Origin of the sequence: Lonepinella sp. MS14436, assembly GCF_042470565.1 — a bacterium.
Classification (GTDB): Bacteria; Pseudomonadota; Gammaproteobacteria; order Enterobacterales; family Pasteurellaceae; genus Lonepinella.
Genome location: NZ_CP170385.1, coordinates 1,628,399 through 1,645,356 on the forward strand (window position 1 = coordinate 1,628,399; position 16,958 = coordinate 1,645,356).

General features: G+C 38.7%; 17 protein-coding genes. 2 read left to right on the forward strand and 15 right to left on the reverse strand.

Going from position 1 to position 16,958, the window contains the following annotated elements; genetic code table 11:
* Nucleotides 1-17: 17 nt before the first annotated feature.
* The 5 genes from serS to lrp all read right to left on the reverse strand — a co-directional run bounded on the left by serS (nt 18) and on the right by lrp (nt 6,650).
* Nucleotides 18-1,310, reverse strand: coding sequence for a serine--tRNA ligase (gene serS, locus O1Q81_RS07880; protein ID WP_386686638.1), 1,293 nt, complete (start codon nt 1,308-1,310; stop codon nt 18-20).
* A gap of 67 nt (nt 1,311-1,377) precedes the next feature.
* Nucleotides 1,378-2,721, reverse strand: a complete 1,344-nt coding sequence (locus O1Q81_RS07885; RefSeq protein ID WP_386696934.1) for a replication-associated recombination protein A — start codon at nt 2,719-2,721, stop codon at nt 1,378-1,380.
* A gap of 53 nt (nt 2,722-2,774) precedes the next feature.
* Complete coding sequence (gene lolA, locus O1Q81_RS07890; protein WP_386694234.1) at nt 2,775-3,401, reverse strand: outer membrane lipoprotein chaperone LolA; 627 nt, start codon at nt 3,399-3,401, stop codon at nt 2,775-2,777.
* Between the two features lie 17 nt (nt 3,402-3,418).
* Nucleotides 3,419-6,169 (reverse strand): DNA translocase FtsK, encoded by a 2,751-nt coding sequence (locus tag O1Q81_RS07895; protein ID WP_386696936.1) that lies wholly within the window; start codon nt 6,167-6,169, stop codon nt 3,419-3,421.
* Nucleotide 6,170: 1 nt separating this feature from the next.
* Nucleotides 6,171-6,650, reverse strand: coding sequence for a leucine-responsive transcriptional regulator Lrp (gene lrp, locus O1Q81_RS07900; RefSeq protein ID WP_386686649.1), 480 nt, complete (start codon nt 6,648-6,650; stop codon nt 6,171-6,173).
* 214 nt (nt 6,651-6,864) lie between these two features.
* Here lrp and O1Q81_RS07905 point away from each other — a divergent pair, with 214 nt between their 5' ends.
* Complete coding sequence (locus tag O1Q81_RS07905) at nt 6,865-7,209, forward strand: SirB2 family protein (protein ID WP_386686651.1); 345 nt, start codon at nt 6,865-6,867, stop codon at nt 7,207-7,209.
* 51 nt (nt 7,210-7,260) lie between these two features.
* Here O1Q81_RS07905 and yciH read toward each other — a convergent pair whose 3' ends face one another.
* The 10 genes from yciH to O1Q81_RS07955 form a co-directional block, all read right to left on the reverse strand.
* Nucleotides 7,261-7,578, reverse strand: a complete 318-nt coding sequence (gene yciH / locus O1Q81_RS07910; RefSeq protein ID WP_386696938.1) for a stress response translation initiation inhibitor YciH — start codon at nt 7,576-7,578, stop codon at nt 7,261-7,263.
* A gap of 7 nt (nt 7,579-7,585) precedes the next feature.
* On the reverse strand, nt 7,586-8,284 hold the full coding sequence (gene pyrF / locus O1Q81_RS07915; protein WP_386686657.1) for an orotidine-5'-phosphate decarboxylase: 699 nt from the start codon (nt 8,282-8,284) through the stop codon (nt 7,586-7,588).
* Nucleotides 8,285-8,322: 38 nt separating this feature from the next.
* Nucleotides 8,323-9,516 carry a lipopolysaccharide assembly protein LapB gene (gene lapB, locus O1Q81_RS07920; protein WP_386686658.1) on the reverse strand — a complete coding sequence of 398 codons (1,194 nt, stop codon included), beginning with the start codon at nt 9,514-9,516 and terminating at the stop codon, nt 8,323-8,325.
* Between the two features lie 2 nt (nt 9,517-9,518).
* Nucleotides 9,519-9,812: a LapA family protein gene (locus O1Q81_RS07925; RefSeq protein ID WP_386696939.1), complete on the reverse strand. Its 294-nt coding sequence runs from the start codon at nt 9,810-9,812 to the stop codon at nt 9,519-9,521.
* Nucleotides 9,813-9,935: 123 nt separating this feature from the next.
* On the reverse strand, nt 9,936-10,217 hold the full coding sequence (locus tag O1Q81_RS07930; protein ID WP_386686661.1) for an integration host factor subunit beta: 282 nt from the start codon (nt 10,215-10,217) through the stop codon (nt 9,936-9,938).
* Nucleotides 10,218-10,397: 180 nt separating this feature from the next.
* Nucleotides 10,398-12,047 carry a 30S ribosomal protein S1 gene (rpsA, locus tag O1Q81_RS07935; RefSeq protein ID WP_386686664.1) on the reverse strand — a complete coding sequence of 550 codons (1,650 nt, stop codon included), beginning with the start codon at nt 12,045-12,047 and terminating at the stop codon, nt 10,398-10,400.
* 109 nt (nt 12,048-12,156) lie between these two features.
* Nucleotides 12,157-12,834, reverse strand: coding sequence for a (d)CMP kinase (gene cmk, locus O1Q81_RS07940; protein WP_386696942.1), 678 nt, complete (start codon nt 12,832-12,834; stop codon nt 12,157-12,159).
* Nucleotides 12,835-12,890: 56 nt separating this feature from the next.
* Nucleotides 12,891-13,901 carry a biotin synthase BioB gene (gene bioB, locus O1Q81_RS07945; RefSeq protein WP_386686669.1) on the reverse strand — a complete coding sequence of 337 codons (1,011 nt, stop codon included), beginning with the start codon at nt 13,899-13,901 and terminating at the stop codon, nt 12,891-12,893.
* Complete coding sequence (gene thiQ, locus O1Q81_RS07950; RefSeq protein WP_386696944.1) at nt 13,898-14,527, reverse strand: thiamine ABC transporter ATP-binding protein; 630 nt, start codon at nt 14,525-14,527, stop codon at nt 13,898-13,900. Before thiQ ends, bioB begins: the two co-directional genes overlap by 4 nt.
* A gap of 353 nt (nt 14,528-14,880) precedes the next feature.
* Nucleotides 14,881-15,429, reverse strand: a complete 549-nt coding sequence (locus O1Q81_RS07955) for a molecular chaperone (protein ID WP_386686675.1) — start codon at nt 15,427-15,429, stop codon at nt 14,881-14,883.
* Nucleotides 15,430-15,548: 119 nt separating this feature from the next.
* Between O1Q81_RS07955 and yegQ the strand changes: the two genes are divergently transcribed.
* Complete coding sequence (gene yegQ, locus O1Q81_RS07960; RefSeq protein WP_386696945.1) at nt 15,549-16,928, forward strand: tRNA 5-hydroxyuridine modification protein YegQ; 1,380 nt, start codon at nt 15,549-15,551, stop codon at nt 16,926-16,928.
* Nucleotides 16,929-16,958: the final 30 nt, after the last annotated feature.

Genomic DNA, 16,958 nt, shown 5'->3' on the forward strand with positions numbered 1-16,958 from the left:
TGGGATTTAAGGAATGATTATTTTCCAATCACTTCCAATCCGCCCATATAAGGACGTAATACTTCTGGCACAGTAATGGAACCATCAGCATTTTGATAATTTTCTAATACGGCAACTAAGGTACGCCCCACCGCTAAACCAGAACCATTTAAGGTATGCACTAAGCGAGTTTTCTTATCGCTTTTCGCACGGCAACGGGCTTGCATACGACGAGCTTGGAAATCCCACATATTAGAACAAGATGAAATTTCACGGTAGGTATTTTGAGCAGGTACCCAAACTTCTAAATCGTAGGTTTTGCACGAACCAAAGCCCATATCACCCGTACAAAGCAACACTTTACGATATGGTAAATTCAATAATTGCAATACTTTTTCCGCATGACCTGTTAATTCTTCTAAGGCTTGCATGGAGGTTTCAGGCTCAACAATTTGCACCATTTCCACTTTATCAAATTGGTGCATACGAATTAAACCACGTGTATCACGTCCATAAGATCCCGCTTCGGAACGAAAACAAGGTGTATGTGCCGTCATTTTTAACGGTAATTGTTCGGTGTCAAGAATTGCATCACGCACTAAGTTGGTGACTGGCACTTCTGCGGTTGGAATTAAGGCGTAAGGGACTTCACCCTCCAATGGTTTGGTATGGAATAAATCTTCACCAAATTTTGGTAATTGCCCTGTGCCATATAAGGTATCATGGTTGACTAAATAAGGCACATAAGTTTCCGTATAGCCGTGTTGTCCAGTGTGTAAATCGAGCATAAATTGGGCTAAAGCACGGTGCATTTTGGCAATTTGACCTTTCATCACCGCAAATCTTGCTCCGCTCAATTTTACCCCAGCAGCAAAATCTAAACTACCGTTAAGTTGTTCACCCAAGGTAACATGATCTTTAATTTCAAAATCAAATTGACGTGGCGTTCCCCAGCGTGAAATTTCTTTATTTTCCTTATCATCTTTACCTAACGGCACTTCATCGGCGGGTAAATTTGGAATGGTTAAATAAATTTCGTTTAACTCACTTAATACATCGTCCAATAATGCTTTAGCTCGAGTTAATTGAATATTCATGCTGTCCACATCTTTTAGCAAAGCATCAATATCTTCACCACGAGCTTTTGCATTACCAACAGCTTTTGAACGTGCATTACGTTCTGCCTGTAATGTTTCTGTTTTCACTTGTAACAGTTTGCGATGTTCTTCTAATTCAGTAACTTTGGCAACATCTAAATCAAAATTACGTTTTAATTTTAATAATTGAGCAGTTTTAGCAAGGTCATTGCGTAGTAAATTCGGATCGATCATTTTTATTCCTTATTATTAATGCCGTAAAAATTGTTTTTATTCTATAACGATTTAGCTGGAATTTCCATTATTTCCACCGCACTTTTGTGCTTTGTTTATTGAGTTGGGTCAGCCAATCCAATTTTTCTTTTATTTTAACTTCCATACCACGGTTGGTTGGAAAATAGAATTGGGTATCTTTTAATTGTTGTGGAAAATAATTTTCACCTGCTGCATAGGCATTTGGTTCATCATGGGCATAACGGTATTCTGCACCTAACCCCATTTCTTTCATTAAATTCGTTGGAGCATTGCGTAAATGAATTGGTACATCATAATCTGGCGCTTGTTTTGCCAATTCTTTAGCTTGATTAAATGCACAATACACTGCATTGCTTTTCGGCGCAACCGCAAGATACACAATAGCTTGAGCAATAGCTCGTTCTCCCTCTGCTGCACCGACTCTGGTAAAACAATCCCATGCAGCCAATGCCACTTGCATAGCTCTTGGATCTGCATTGCCAATATCCTCTGACGCAATGGCTAATAAGCGACGAGCTACATATAAGGGATCGCCACCCGCAGTAATAATCCGAGCATACCAATATAAGGCGGCGTCAGGAGCCGAGCCTCGTACTGATTTATGCAAAGCAGAAATCAAATCATAAAATCGATCCCCCTGTTTATCAAAACGAGCTTGCCGTTCACCTAGCACTTCGGTTAATAAAGTGCGGTGTAAAATCTTGCCATTTTTCTGATCTTCATCTGCCATATCCACCATTAATTCAAGACAATTCAACGCTAAACGAGCATCACCATTGACATATTCCGCTAATAATGCCAATAAATTATCTTCGATTTTTAACCGCAGTTTACCGAATCCTCGTTCAGGATCATCAATGGCTTGTTGTAATACCTGCTGAATATCTTGCTTATCTAGGGATTTTAAAATATACACTCTAGCACGAGATAGCAAGGCACTATTCAATTCAAAAGACGGATTTTCAGTAGTTGCTCCGATAAAAATAATCGTGCCATTTTCAATATGTGGCAGAAAAGCATCTTGCTGACTTTTATTAAAGCGATGCACTTCATCGACAAATAAAATGGTACGGCGATCATTGAGTTGATTCTGTTTAGCACGTTCAATAGCTTCTCGAATTTCTTTCACACCACTGGTAACAGCTGAAAGGCGTTCTACTTCGGCATTAATACGATGAGCAATAATTTCCGCTAACGTAGTTTTACCCGTCCCCGGAGGTCCCCATAAAATCATGGAATGAGCATGCCCCGCTTCAATGGCTTTACGCAGTGGCTTGCCTTGCCCGATCAAATGTGATTGTCCGCAATATTCATCTAAAGTGCGTGGTCGCATACGAGCGGCAAGTGGACGGAAGTCAGTATCAGTGAAATTTAGGTTAAGGTTGGACATAAATTATCCTTTAGAACGGGGATAAAGGGCGTATGCAATACACCCTTATATCATTACTTTTTCTTCTTCCGCTGATCATCAAATTCAGCCCCTTTCGGTACACTGAACTGGAACACCGTATCGGCAATATTATCATTACGAATATTACGTAATATATATAGGTTTGATTGACCATCTTTCTCAATGGTACTAAAGCCTTTTAACACGCCATTCGCATCAATTCGCACATCAAATTGCTTAATATTGCTATTTTTAGCTTTCGGTTTTAACACAAACGTATCGCTATTTTGCACCACGCTATATTGTTGCCAATGACCGTTATCATTGCTGGTTAACAACACAAAAGGGGTATTATTCACAGCTTCTGTTACCCAGTTGGCTGTAACTTGTTCCACAAAAGGATCATAAAACCACAAGGTTTTACCGTCAGAAATAATTTGGCTTTCTTGCGGTGCTTTGGTATCCATGCGGAATAAATTCGGACGTTTAATCTGCAATGTACCTGCCCCTTGTTGCACTTGTTTACCATTCGCTGAACTGACATTCTGATTAAACTCTGCACTGAACATTTGCACTTTTTGCAAACGTGATTGTAATTCAGTAGCCGCATCCGCAAATACAAAAGGTGTTACCAATGCTAAAGTTAAAAGTGCGGTGATTTTTTGTGATATTTTTTTCATTATTCTACTTTCCTATTCTAATAATCAGGCATACGGGTCAATAATTCACGTTTACCGTTACGCATTTCTGACACAATCCCTTGTTCTTCCAACTGATCCATTAAATTCGCAGCACGGTTAAAACCAATTTTCAAACGGCGTTGAATAAAAGAAGTGGATGTCATGCCAGTATTCGTTACAATTTCAACCGCTTTATCAAAAAGCGGATCTAAATCTTCACTACTGGACGAAAAATCGTTATCGCCATCAACCATATCATCATCAACACTTTCCAAAATAGATGAAATATAATTTGGTTTGCCCCTTGCACGCCAATCATCAGCGACTCTTGATACCTCATCATCAGACATATAAGCCCCATGAATTCGCATCAGATCAGTGGTACCGTTACCAAGATAAAGCATATCCCCCATACCTAATAACGATTCCGCCCCATTCTGATCCAAAATGGTACGAGAGTCATTACGTTGTACTACCGTAAAGGCTATTCGGCTTGGAATATTCGATTTAATCAAGCCAGTAATGACATCAACAGAGGGACGTTGAGTAGCTAAAATCACGTGAATACCAACGGCACGTGCTTTCTGCGTTAAACGAGCAATTAGTTCTTCAATTTGTTTACCCACTTGCATCATTAAATCGGCAAACTCGTCCACTATGACAACAATATAATTCATTCGTTCTAATAATGGAGCCATATTGTCTAAGGTATCACCAGGTTTCCATAAGGGATCTGGAATCCCAATCCCTTGCTCACGATAATTATCAAGGCGTTCATTAAAGCCTTCAATATTACGTACACGTAATTGCGACAATAATAGATAACGGCGTTCCATTTCATCCACACACCAACGTAACGCATTAGCAGCTTTTTTCATGTCGGTTACGACTTCCGTAAGCAAATGCGGAATATCATTATAAATCGACAATTCCACTACTTTTGGGTCAATCATAATAAATTTGACTTCTTCAGGTTTTACTTTGAATAACAAACTTAAAATCATAGTATTAATCCCAACCGATTTACCTGACCCCGTGGAACCAGCCACTAATAAATGTGGTGTTTTGGCTAAATCAATCACTATTGGTGTACCACTAATATCTTTACCTAATGCCATCGGCAATAAGGCTTTACTATTGCGGAACTCATCACTATCTAACACATCTCGCAATGGCACAATTTGGCGTTCTTTATTCGGTGTTTCAATGCCAATATAAGGTTTACCTGGAATACTTTCTGTGACACGAATCGCCCTAAAGGTCAATGCTCGAGCTAAATCCGTATCAATTTTACTCACCGTGGAGGCTTTCACCCCAGGTAATAACTCCAACTCATAACGCGTAACGACAGGACCAACTAATACCCCTTTCACCGTTGCTTTAATTTTGAAATTTTGCAACTGTTGCTCTATGCGTCTTGATGTTTCTCGAATTTGTTGTTCGGAAATATTTTGTGTTTGTACAACACGTTTATCCAATAAATCTAATACGGGTAATTCTGTGGTTGGTTTTTCTTTAACTTTATGATCACCATATAATTCTACTAATTTATCAATCGGTATAGTACGCAAGCCATTTTGTATTACTTCTTCTTCCTCCTCGGATTCAACAGCGACATCATCTATATCATCTACTAAATGCACGCCTAATTGTTGAGCTTGTTCCAAACGTTGCCGTTCTCTCTCCGCTTCTTGTTGAGCAAATTGATTAGCTAATTCCGCTGAAAGTGCATCCAAATCTTCATTTTCTACAGGCGTTAGCGGTTTAGGTGGGGTTAATTTTACCTCTGGAATAACGGTTGTATTAATCTCATCAGGTAACTGCACTGTTAATGTATTGGTAGATAAGAAGTCAGGTTGGTCAACCTGATGGTCATCTGAAGTCATTTGCTCTGGCAATGCTACGGTAATATTTTCTGAATCAAAGCCATTAGGTTGAGCAATTTTTACTTCTGGTAATTCTGCTGCTTCCAATTCAATCGATGTAAACCCTGTCGTTACACCATCAAATTCTGCTTGTACTTGATGTTGAGCCACTTGCGATTCATTTAATCCAGAAATATAAATTGGATTATGCTCATCTGCTACTTCTTGTTTTTCTTGAACAACAGTCGATTGAAGCTGAATATCCTGTTCTACATCATATTCTGTCGCCATTTGTTGTTGCGTAACTTGTTCTGTTTCCTCTACTGGCTCATCATTTTTAACCGTTAACCAATTATAAAAACTCACTAGTAAACGAATTAAGGATGCACCTGAGCAAAAAACAAAGCCGAGAATACTAAATCCCACCCCAAACATGAGTAAACCAAACTGACCCAATAACGGTACGCTATATTTTATTAGCATTCCGCCTAACACACCGCCAGATAAATAATCGCTAGTATTTGAGAGTAACATTGCAGAAAGTGCGGTTAAGCCAAGCATTAATAACACAAAACCGAACATTCTTAATAAAAAGCGTGTCCAAGTCAGGCTATCTACACGTTTAGTACGGATAAAATAAATCGGTGCAATACATAGTAAGAACGGTAATAAATGACCAACATAGCCAAATAATACGAAAAATAGATCAATCACCCAAGCACCAAAATGCCCCGCTTTATTGATCACTTGATCTTGATAACTCGCCACTGACCAAGCATTATCAAAGGGACTATAGCTCGACCAAGCGATAATCAAATAAAAACCGAAAAGTGCGGTCAATCCAAATAAAAATTCCACCAAATAATGTTTTGGTGAAAAACCGTCTGTTATTTTTCTAATCATTTTATTTTAATTGTAAAAAATTCGTTTGTTTCACTTCTTCCATAACTACAAAGGTACGAGTGTCATTTACACCAGGAAGACGTAATAACGTTGTACCCAGTAATTTACGATAGGCTGACATATCTGCCACTCGTGTTTTGAGTAAATAGTCGAAATCACCAGAAACCAAATAACATTCTTGAATATCATCTAATAACTGAACTGCATCATTAAATTCTTCAAATACATCTGGCTTACCACGCACAAGGGTAATTTCAACAATAACCAATAACGGAGCTTCTAATAATTCAGGATTTAATAATGCCCGATAACCCATAATAACGCCTTGTTTTTCCAAACGTTTTACCCGTTCTAAACAAGGTGTTGGAGAAAGACCAACCTTTTTAGATAAGTCTATATTTGAAATTTTACCGTTCCGTTGCAATTCATCAAGAATTTTAATATCAATAGCATCAAAAGGCTTCACTAATTTTTTATCCATATAATCCCCCCTATAAAAGAATAAAATTCTGCTAGTCAACAGTGAATGTCTTAATATATCAGTAAATCAGATAAAATTCAGTAAAAAATAACGAACTTAATGCTTTTTATTATTTCTAGCCATAAATTATGATTGCATGCTGACTTTATCTAATTAGCATTTGACCGTTTTTTATGCTTTCTCTATAATGTGTGCTTTTATTTTGGAGTGAAAAATGTTATCAACTATTGTTACTACACATATTGTTTTTGCTTATTTAAGTTTATTCTTATTAGTTACTCGTGGAGCAATGCAACTTGCTGGAAAAGACTGGCGTGCAGTAAAACTATTAAAAATTTTACCGCACTTATCAGATACCATCTTACTGGCGACAGGATTATTTTTCTTATTTAGCTTTGGTTTTTCTTGGTGGAAAATGGCAAAACTCGCTTGCTTTGTAGGTTATGCGTTTTGTGCTGCAAAATTTTTTGGTAAAAAAGTAACTAACCCTAAACCTGTATTTTTCGTAGGCGGTGTATTGCTGTTACTTGGAGCAATGTTCTTGGGATATTCACGTTAATATGACAAAACCGCACAATTAAAGTGCGGTTGTTTTTTTAGTCTTTTTAAACTAGCCACCAGCCAGTTTCACCACAAATCCTTTCTGCTCCAACAACTGTTTGAGTAAATCTCGTTTTTCGCCTTGAATCTCAATATTACCCTGTTTCACCGAACCACCACAACCACAACGTTTTTTCAGTTCTGCAGCTAATATTTTCAGCTCATCATCAGGTATATCCAACCCAGTAATCACACTAACACCAGCCCCTTTTCGACCGCTTGTCTGACGCTGAATACGAACAATACCATCACCTTTTCGTTCTGGTTGTGATTTTGCTATTTGTGCTTTAATCCGCCCCAATTCGGTAGAATAAACTAACTGATTCATACGACAATTAAAGATTCGCTAAAGAAGCATTAATGCTACGTAATATTGCTGCTGGATTATCCGCTTGGGTAATCGGACGACCAATTACTAAATAATCTGAACCAGCACCAACCGCAGCAGCTGGTGTCATAACACGGCGTTGATCACCAAATTCACTACCTACTGGACGAATACCAGGTGTAACTAATTTAAAATTTTCACCGCAGTTTCTACGTAAAATCTCGACTTCTTGTGGTGAACAAACCACACCATCTAAACCAGCACGTTGCGTTAAATTAGCCAAACGAATCACTTGCTCTAATGGCGAAGCGTTAATACCAATTTGCAACAAATCCAAATCTTCCATGCTAGTCAACACGGTTACACCGATTAATAATGGAGCATCTTTACCATAAGGTTCAAGAATATTTTTCGCTTCTTCCATCATACGTAAACCACCACTGGCGTGTAAATCTACCATCCAAACACCTAAGTCTGCCGCAGAGCGTACCGCTCTCGCTACCGTATTCGGAATATCGTGATATTTTAAGTCTAAGAACACATCAAATTTACGTTGCTGTAATTGTTTGAGAAAATTTGTCCCTAAACTGGTAAACATTTCTTTACCTAATTTTAGGCGACAAAGGGAAGGATCAATTTGATCCACCAGATTTAACGCATCAGATTCATTTTCATAATCTAAAGCCACAATAATTTTGCTATCCATATTTGATTCCTTACACAGTTACTTAGTTAAATTATTTATTAATTTGCCAATTCAATGCCACGAATCGGTTTTACTTTTTCCCACTGGCGACAAGATGGACAACACCACATCAATTTATGACTTTGATAACCGCAGTTAGTACAACGATAATCAAATCCTTGTTTAATATGTTCACCCACCATTTTATGCAATAACACTAGACTGTCTTTGCCACGTCCAGTTTCCGCATCATCAATTTGATATTGAATAAAACGGTGAAATAAAAACATATTCGGGTTAGTACCAATCTTTTGATATACTTTACTTTGAGCTGAGGTACGACTATCTTTTTGTTCTATTACATCTGCCAAAGCCAAATCTACACTGGCATTGCCACTCAGTTGACTAGCTCGCACCAAAAATAATTCAAAACTATCTAGTAAGCCCAACTGTTGATAGCAATCTTTTAGTTGGGGTAATATTTCCCCTACATAATCCACATTCTGGTTTAATACATTTTCTAGAATTTTCACCGCACTTTTGAAATCTTTTTGCTCAATGTACCATGTACCTAACATCATTGATGCTCTAACACAATTAGGTGATACCTTTAAGGCTTGTTCAAGGAGCAGTTTAGGATTTTCTTTGCTATCTTTCGGTAATAAATTGACATACTCACAATAATATTGGGCTAATTCAATATTATCCTCTTTCGGTGCTATCTTCGCTAATTTTTCTGCCACATTGATGGCTTTTTTCCATTCTTTGGTTTTTTGATAAATAATCGCCAGCTGTTGTAACGCTCCCTCAGCAAATTCAGGTTCATCTACCAGCAAAATATACAAATTTTCAGCCCGATCAAAAAAACCCACCGACATAAAATCTTTAGCGAGCTGTTGTTTGGCTAATAATTTCTGTTCAAAAGAATAATCCGAGCTACGATCTAAGGCTTGATGAATACGTAAAGCACGATCTACTTCGCCTCGAGAACGGAATAAATTACCTAAAGTTAATTCCGCTTCAAATTGTGAGCGGTGTTCAATTTCATTTTCAACTTCCTGCTTTTGCAGCATTTCTAAAAATAAATCCACCGCTTTTTCAGTTTGATTAGATAACAGAAAATTCATCCCTGTTACATAATCACGAGAAAATTTATTGCTTATCTCTTCCTGATCTTTTTTTGCACTACGATTCCCCATATACCAACCATAAGCAGCGGCAATCGGCAAAAGCAGAAAGAGTAATTCAATCATTATTAAGCAGCCTTATTCAAACTTGAAGTCAACTCATTAATTTGTTGGGTTTGACGTTTAATTTGGCGACCTAATGCTATATTTTTAATTTTAATGCGAAGATAAAAAATCCCTGTGAGTAACCAGCCCAGAATTAAACCTAAACCGAATAACAAAGCAACTAAAGTTGAAAGTTTAAATTCGCTTTCTGCCACCATATAATTAAAAGTAATGACTTGATCGTTATTAGCACCTATTGTAACAGCCACAAGTAACACAGCAATGACTAAAATAATCCCTAAAATATATTTAAACATACTTTTCCCCTTTAACTAAAATTCCTTTGCGTTAACATCATGTTTTTATTATGCCAAAAATAATGACAAAAAACGACACATAAATAGTGCCGTTTTAAGATATTTATCTTGGTATAAATCAAATTATCGATCTACACGTTCCTTTAATTCTTTACCCACTTTAAAGTGCGGTACACATTTTGCTTGCAATTTAACGCTTTCACCTGTCTTAGGATTACGCCCTACTCTAGGCTGACGACAATGTAAAGAAAAACTACCAAAACCACGTACTTCAATACGATTTCCGTCTTCAAGAGTCTGGGAAAGTTGTTCTAAAATTTCTTTCACTGAATTTTCAACGGTTTTTACTGAAAAAGAGGGATACTTTTCAATCAATGTATCAATAAGTTCTGATTTAGTTGTCATAATCTATTCCTTATTTTTGAGCCAATAAAACAACCTAATTATTCGTGTAACATAGTAATAATTAAGTTGTATTACTGCAACTGCGGTAAAAGTTTTATCAGGAATTACCAATAAAAATACCTGATTTTTTTGATAACAACTGGCGTGTACAACCACGCCAGTTACCATTATGTGAATAAATTATTCACCTTTTGCTTGAGCAAATGCTGCTGCCATTGCGTTAGGAATAGCAACTTCTTCTTGTTTGCTATTTACGTTTGCAACCGCTGCGGCTTCTTCTGCTTGATCTTTCGCTTTCACAGATAAGTGAACGATACGAGCTTTACGATCTACGCCTGTGTATTTTGCTTCAACCACATCACCTGCGGCAACTTCATTTGTTAAGTCTGCTGCACGGATATAGCCTTCCACGCCACCTGCTAATTCAACTTTTGCACCTTTCGCATCGGCTTCAACTACAGTTGCAGATAACACTGCACCTTTTTTGTTTACCGCAACGAAATTGTTGAACGGATCTTCTTCTAATTGTTTGATACCTAAAGAGATACGTTCTTTGGCTGAATCAACTTGTAATACAACGGCTGCTACTTCGTCACCTTTTTTGTATTGACGAACGGCTTCTTCACCTTGTACATTCCAAGAAATGTCAGACAAGTGAACTAAACCATCAATGCCACCCTCAAGACCGATGAAGATACCGAAATCAGTAATTGATTTGATTTTACCTTCAACTTTGTCGCCTTTATTGTGAGTTTCAGCGAATTGTAACCATGGGTTTGGTTTGCATTGTTTTAAGCCTAAAGAAATACGACGACGTTCTTCGTCAATTTCTAACACCATCACTTCAACAACATCACCAAGACTGACAACTTTAGATGGGTGAATGTTTTTGTTAGTCCAATCCATTTCTGAAACGTGAACTAAACCTTCAACACCATCTAAAATCTCAACGAAACAGCCGTAATCAGTCAAATTAGTCACTTTACCTGTTAATTTGCTGTTTACTGGGTGATTTTCAGCAATCGCTGCCCAAGGATCTTGACCTAATTGTTTTAAGCCTAAAGACACACGAGTACGATCTTTGTCGAATTTTAATACTTTAACCGTGATTTCATCACCAACATTAACGATTTCGCCTGGGTGTTTAACACGTTTCCAAGCCATATCAGTGATGTGTAATAAACCATCCACACCGCCTAAGTCAACGAATGCACCGTACTCAGTTAAGTTTTTAACCACACCTTTAACTTCTGCACCTTCAGACAAGTTGGCTAATACTTCATCACGATCTTGATTGCTTTCAGATTCGATCACCGCACGACGTGAAACCACCACGTTATTACGTTTTTGATCTAATTTGATAACTTTGAATTCTACTTCTTTACCGAGTAAATGGTCTGCATCACGAGTTGGACGAGTATCTACTAATGAACCTGGTAAGAACGCACGCACACCGTTTAATTCAACAGTGAAACCGCCTTTCACTTTACCATTCACTAAACCGATCACGCTGGCTTGAGCTTCGAATGCTTTTTCTAATTCAATCCAAGATTCGTGACGTACCGCTTTCTCACGAGAAAGTTTAGTTTCACCGAAACCGTCTTCAACTGCATCTAATGCAACGTTTACTACGTCGCCAATTTTAACCTCAACTTCACCTTGAGCATTAGTGAACTCTTCAGCTGGAATACGAGCTTCAGATTTTAAACCTGCATCCACGTAAACAAAGCCTTTTTCGATAGCAACAACTGTACCGCTAACGATAGAGCCTAAACGAGTTTCAAGGTTATTTAATGATTCTTCAAAGAGTTGAGCGAAAGATTCTGACATAATTAATCTTCTTTAATAAGTTAATAACATCCACTTTTTAATCCATAATAAGTGGGGTTGATAATAATAGTCTATCCGTCCTTGAATAAACCGAAAAATATATTTGAAATTAGCTTTTGACTTTCAGTGCAATGTAATCTAGGGCTTGCTGAATCACTTCATCAATGGACAATTCCGTACTGTCTAACAACAACGCATCATCCGCAGGTTTCAGTGGTGCAACTGCTCGATTTCTATCCCGAAAGTCACGATCTTGAATCTCGGCTAAAATCTGTGCAAAGTTACCATTAATTCCTTTATTTTGCAACTGTTTAAATCGTCTTTTTGCTCTTTCTTCTGCACTAGCATCTAAAAATAGCTTCACTTGGGCATTTGGGAACACCACCGTCCCCATATCACGTCCATCGGCAATCAAGCCTTTCCCTTGTTGAGCAAAGTCTTGTTGCAACTGCAATAGTGCAGTGCGAACTTGCGGAAAAATTGCCACTTTAGAGGCAGCCTCAGCGACTTCCTGCGTTCTAATCTGACCACTGACATTTTCACCATTCAACAAAATACTCACTTCACCCTTTTCAGGTAAAAACTGCACTCTCAAATGACGAGCCAATTCAGCTAATGCCAATTCATCATCTAATTGCACCGCACTTTTCAGTGCTGCCAATGCTGTGACACGATAAATCGCCCCACTATCCAATAACGCAAAGCCCAATTTCTCCGCCAAAGCATAACAAAGCGTGCCTTTGCCTGCACCGCTAGGACCGTCAACAGTAATAATCATATTTTGCATTTTTATCCCTTTTTATTATGTTGCAAATAAAATATTTCCCAAAAAAACACCGCACTTTATGCCACTCGAACAGAACGATTTTCCGTATTTTCAGGCTCTAAATCCAATTTTGCCATCAGCACTTGGTCGCCATCTTCTTCAGGATTTTCCGTTACCAGTAATTTATCGCCGTAGAAAATAGAATTTGCCCCTGCCATAAAGCACATGGCTTGCATTTCTTCGCTCATTCCCTGACGACCAGCGGACAATCGCACATAGCTTTGTGGCATGGTGATGCGAGCCACCGCAATCGTGCGGACAAATTCGGTCCAATCTAGCTCTTCCGCATCTTCTAACGGCGTGCCTTCCACTTTTACCAACTGATTAATTGGCACGGATTCAGGTTGCGGATCTAAATTAGCCAAACTTGCGATCAAGCCTGCACGCTCTTTGCGAGTTTCGTTCATACCCACAATACCGCCACAACAAACTTTTAACCCTGCTTTACGTACTTTGCCAAGGGTACTCATGCGGTCATCAAAACGGCGTGTGCCAATAATCTCGGAATAATGCTCAGGGGCAGTGTCAAGATTATGATTGTAGTAATCTAAGCCAGCTTGTTTTAAGTCTTCTGCCATTCCGTCTTCTAACATACCAAAAGTACCACAGGTTTCCAAACCTAAGGATTTTACTGCTTTAACAATTTCGGTAATTTTTGCCACATCTTTTGGCTTCGGTCCACGCCACGCTGCCCCCATACAAAAACGGCTTGCCCCACGAGATTTAGCGATTTTGGCTTTTTCTAAAATATCGGCAATATCTAATAAATCTTGTTTTTGCACACCCGTTTGATAGCGAGCAGATTGTGGACAATAATGACAATCTTCTGGGCAACCACCCGTCTTAATGGACATAAGGGTAGAAAGTTGAATGGCTTGCGGATTAAAGTTTTCACGGTGAATTTGAGCCGCTTTAAAAACCAGCTCTAAAAAAGGCGTTTCAAACAAGGCTTCCACTTTACACACTGACCAATATTCAGCGGTTTTATGGGGAGTAATAGAGTAAATTTGTAAAGGTTGCTTAATCATACTATAAGTCCATTTTCAATTTGAATAACACGGTCAATTTTGCCAACCAATTCATTAGGTTGGTGTGTCACCATTAATAAGGTGATATTTTTTTCATCACTTAATTTCAGCAACAAATCCAACATTTCTTGACGTAATTGCGGATCAAGTGCGGAAAACGGTTCGTCCAATAATAATATCGGTTTATCTCGCAATAAACAACGGGCTAACGCCACTCTTTGCTTTTGTCCACCTGAAAGTGCGGTGGGTTTTCGTTGCAAAAATTCACTTAATCCTACCGCACTTGCTACCTGTTCAACAAGTTGGACTTGTTGATTATCCAACTTTAAATTAGCTTTTAGCCCAAATGCAATATTTTGAAAAACCGTTAAATGGGGAAACACATTATTTTCTTGAAATAACATGGAAACAGGACGTTGATAGGGTTCGGTGGTATTATGTTTTTCGCCGCCTAAATAAATATCGCCTGAATTTGCCATTTCAAAACCAGCAATTAAATTCAACAGCGTACTTTTGCCTGCACCACTTGCACCGACAATCGCCACTTTTTCGCCTTTAGCAATATGTAAATCAAATTGCATTGCCATGGTTTTGTATTGGAATTTGAGTTGGTTGAGCGTAATCATCATGATCTCATTATTTTTGCATGGATAAAAAACAATAAACCCCTAGACAAATAGACAGGGGTTTATGTATAATCTCTGCCGTGCTATGGGGCGAGCGAAGTGCCACTCGCAATAGCACTTCGCCTAGTCGCCTTAGTAATATAGCACTAAGGAGGTGATTTATGTGAAAGTATCAGAAATTATTACTCTGATTTTATTACTAGTTTTACTAGTAATTGCAAGTAGTATTGAAGTATTGACCGTACTAGATATACTACTTGACTTGATCAAAAAATTAGCCTAACGGCTAGGAAGTAGGCAAGCTAGTCACTTGCCTACGACCTTTTCTTATTATAATGCTTTCACTCGACATTTCAAGCCGTTTCTTCTAATTCATCCGCCATTGCAGCTAAAATTTCTCGGGATAACAATGCCAATGCTTTATAAAACGGCAAACTTGCCTGTGTTTCCACTTTGTTTAAAAACTGACTGGCACAAGGTAATAAAAAGCGTTCAAATAATTCCTGTTGAGCATCGACTGAATCTAGGTTATCTTCAATCCAAGAAGCGGTTAAAAAAAGTAACCCAAAATGATCCGCACTTTCCACTTCTGGCATAGCTCGGGCTTGCCGAAATGCCACAAATTCTGCCACATCCACGCCATAAGCCGAAATGGCAAGATCTACTTTAGCAAAAAGTTTTTGATATTCTTGCTCCAACAACGTTAAATCCAAGGGGACTTGCAGGCTTTCAATGGCGGATTGGGTGGATTTATCGGTTTCCAATGCCCAAACTTGGCTTAATCCGCCCTGTTGCAACCAACCAAATACGCCAGCTAAAATCGGATCTGTTGGACAGCGATAAAATAAATTACCGAATAAACGGCTGATTAATGAAAAGTTGTTGAGATTTTCCGTTGCCATAAATTTTCCAAAATATTCAAAATTTCTACCGCACTTTAGCATATTTTTTGTTAAAATACTGCCCTTTTAACCGTTCACACAATGTGAATGACTGACTTGTACTCAGAGAAAATTTTATTATGACGTTCAAACCCGAATTACTTTCCCCTGCTGGTACGCTAAAAAATATGCGTTACGCGTTTGCCTATGGTGCAGATGCCGTTTATGCAGGACAACCCCGTTACAGTTTGCGTGTGCGGAATAACGAATTTAACCACGCCAATTTAAAAATTGCCATTGATGAAGCCCATTCTCTTGGCAAAAAATTCTATGTGGTGGTGAATATCGCCCCACATAATTCCAAATTAAAAACCTTTATTAAAGATTTAAAAGTGGTCGTGGATATGCACCCCGATGCGTTAATTATGTCCGATCCTGGTTTAATTATGATGGTGCGTGAGAATTTTCCTGACATGGATATTCATCTTTCCGTGCAAGCCAATGCGGTGAACTGGGCGACAGTGAAATTTTGGAAGCAAATGGGCTTAACCCGTGTAATTTTATCCCGTGAACTTTCCCTTGATGAAATCGCCGAAATTCGCCAGCAAGTGCCTGATATGGAACTGGAAATTTTCGTACATGGGGCGTTGTGTATGGCGTATTCAGGGCGTTGTTTGCTATCGGGTTATATTAACAAACGCGACCCGAATCAAGGCACCTGCACCAACGCTTGCCGTTGGGAATATAAAATGGAAGAAGGCACCATTGACGAGGTCGGCAATATCGTAGAAAAAGAGGCAGTACAAAAGTTTGAACCTGAAATTGAGGTAAAAAATGTTGCCCCTACCTTAGGCGAGGGCAGCCATACCGACAAGGTATTTTTATACACCGAACCGCACCGCCCTGATGAACAAATGACCGCTTTTGAAGATGAACACGGCACCTATTTTATGAATTCAAAAGATTTGCGTGCCGTGCAACATGTTGAACAATTAACAAAATTAGGCGTTCATTCCCTGAAAATCGAAGGACGGACAAAATCGTTCTATTACTGTGCCAGAACCGCTCAAGTGTATCGCAAAGCCATTGATGATGCTGCCGCGGGCAAACCGTTTGATGAGAGCCTGATGGATACCTTAGAAAGCCTTGCTCACCGTGGCTACACCGAGGGTTTCTTACGCCGACACACCCACGATGAATATCAAAATTATGAATACGGCTACTCCATTTCCGAACGTCAACAATTTGTCGGCGAATTTACGGGTAAACGTAATGATCAAGGTATGGCGGAAGTGGCGGTGAAAAATAAATTCTTAGTGGGCGATTCGGTGGAAATGATGACCCCCAAAGGCAATATCGTTTTCAAAATCGAACGTATGTTAAACCGTAAAAATGAACATGTTGAAGCAGGTCTTGGCGATGGACATTTTGTGTTTTTAGATGTACCAGCGGATATTGAATTAGATTATGGGTTGTTGATGCGGAATTTAAATGGGACGAACACGAGAAATCCGCATTAAAAGAGCCTATCCCACATTTTGTGTAAACAC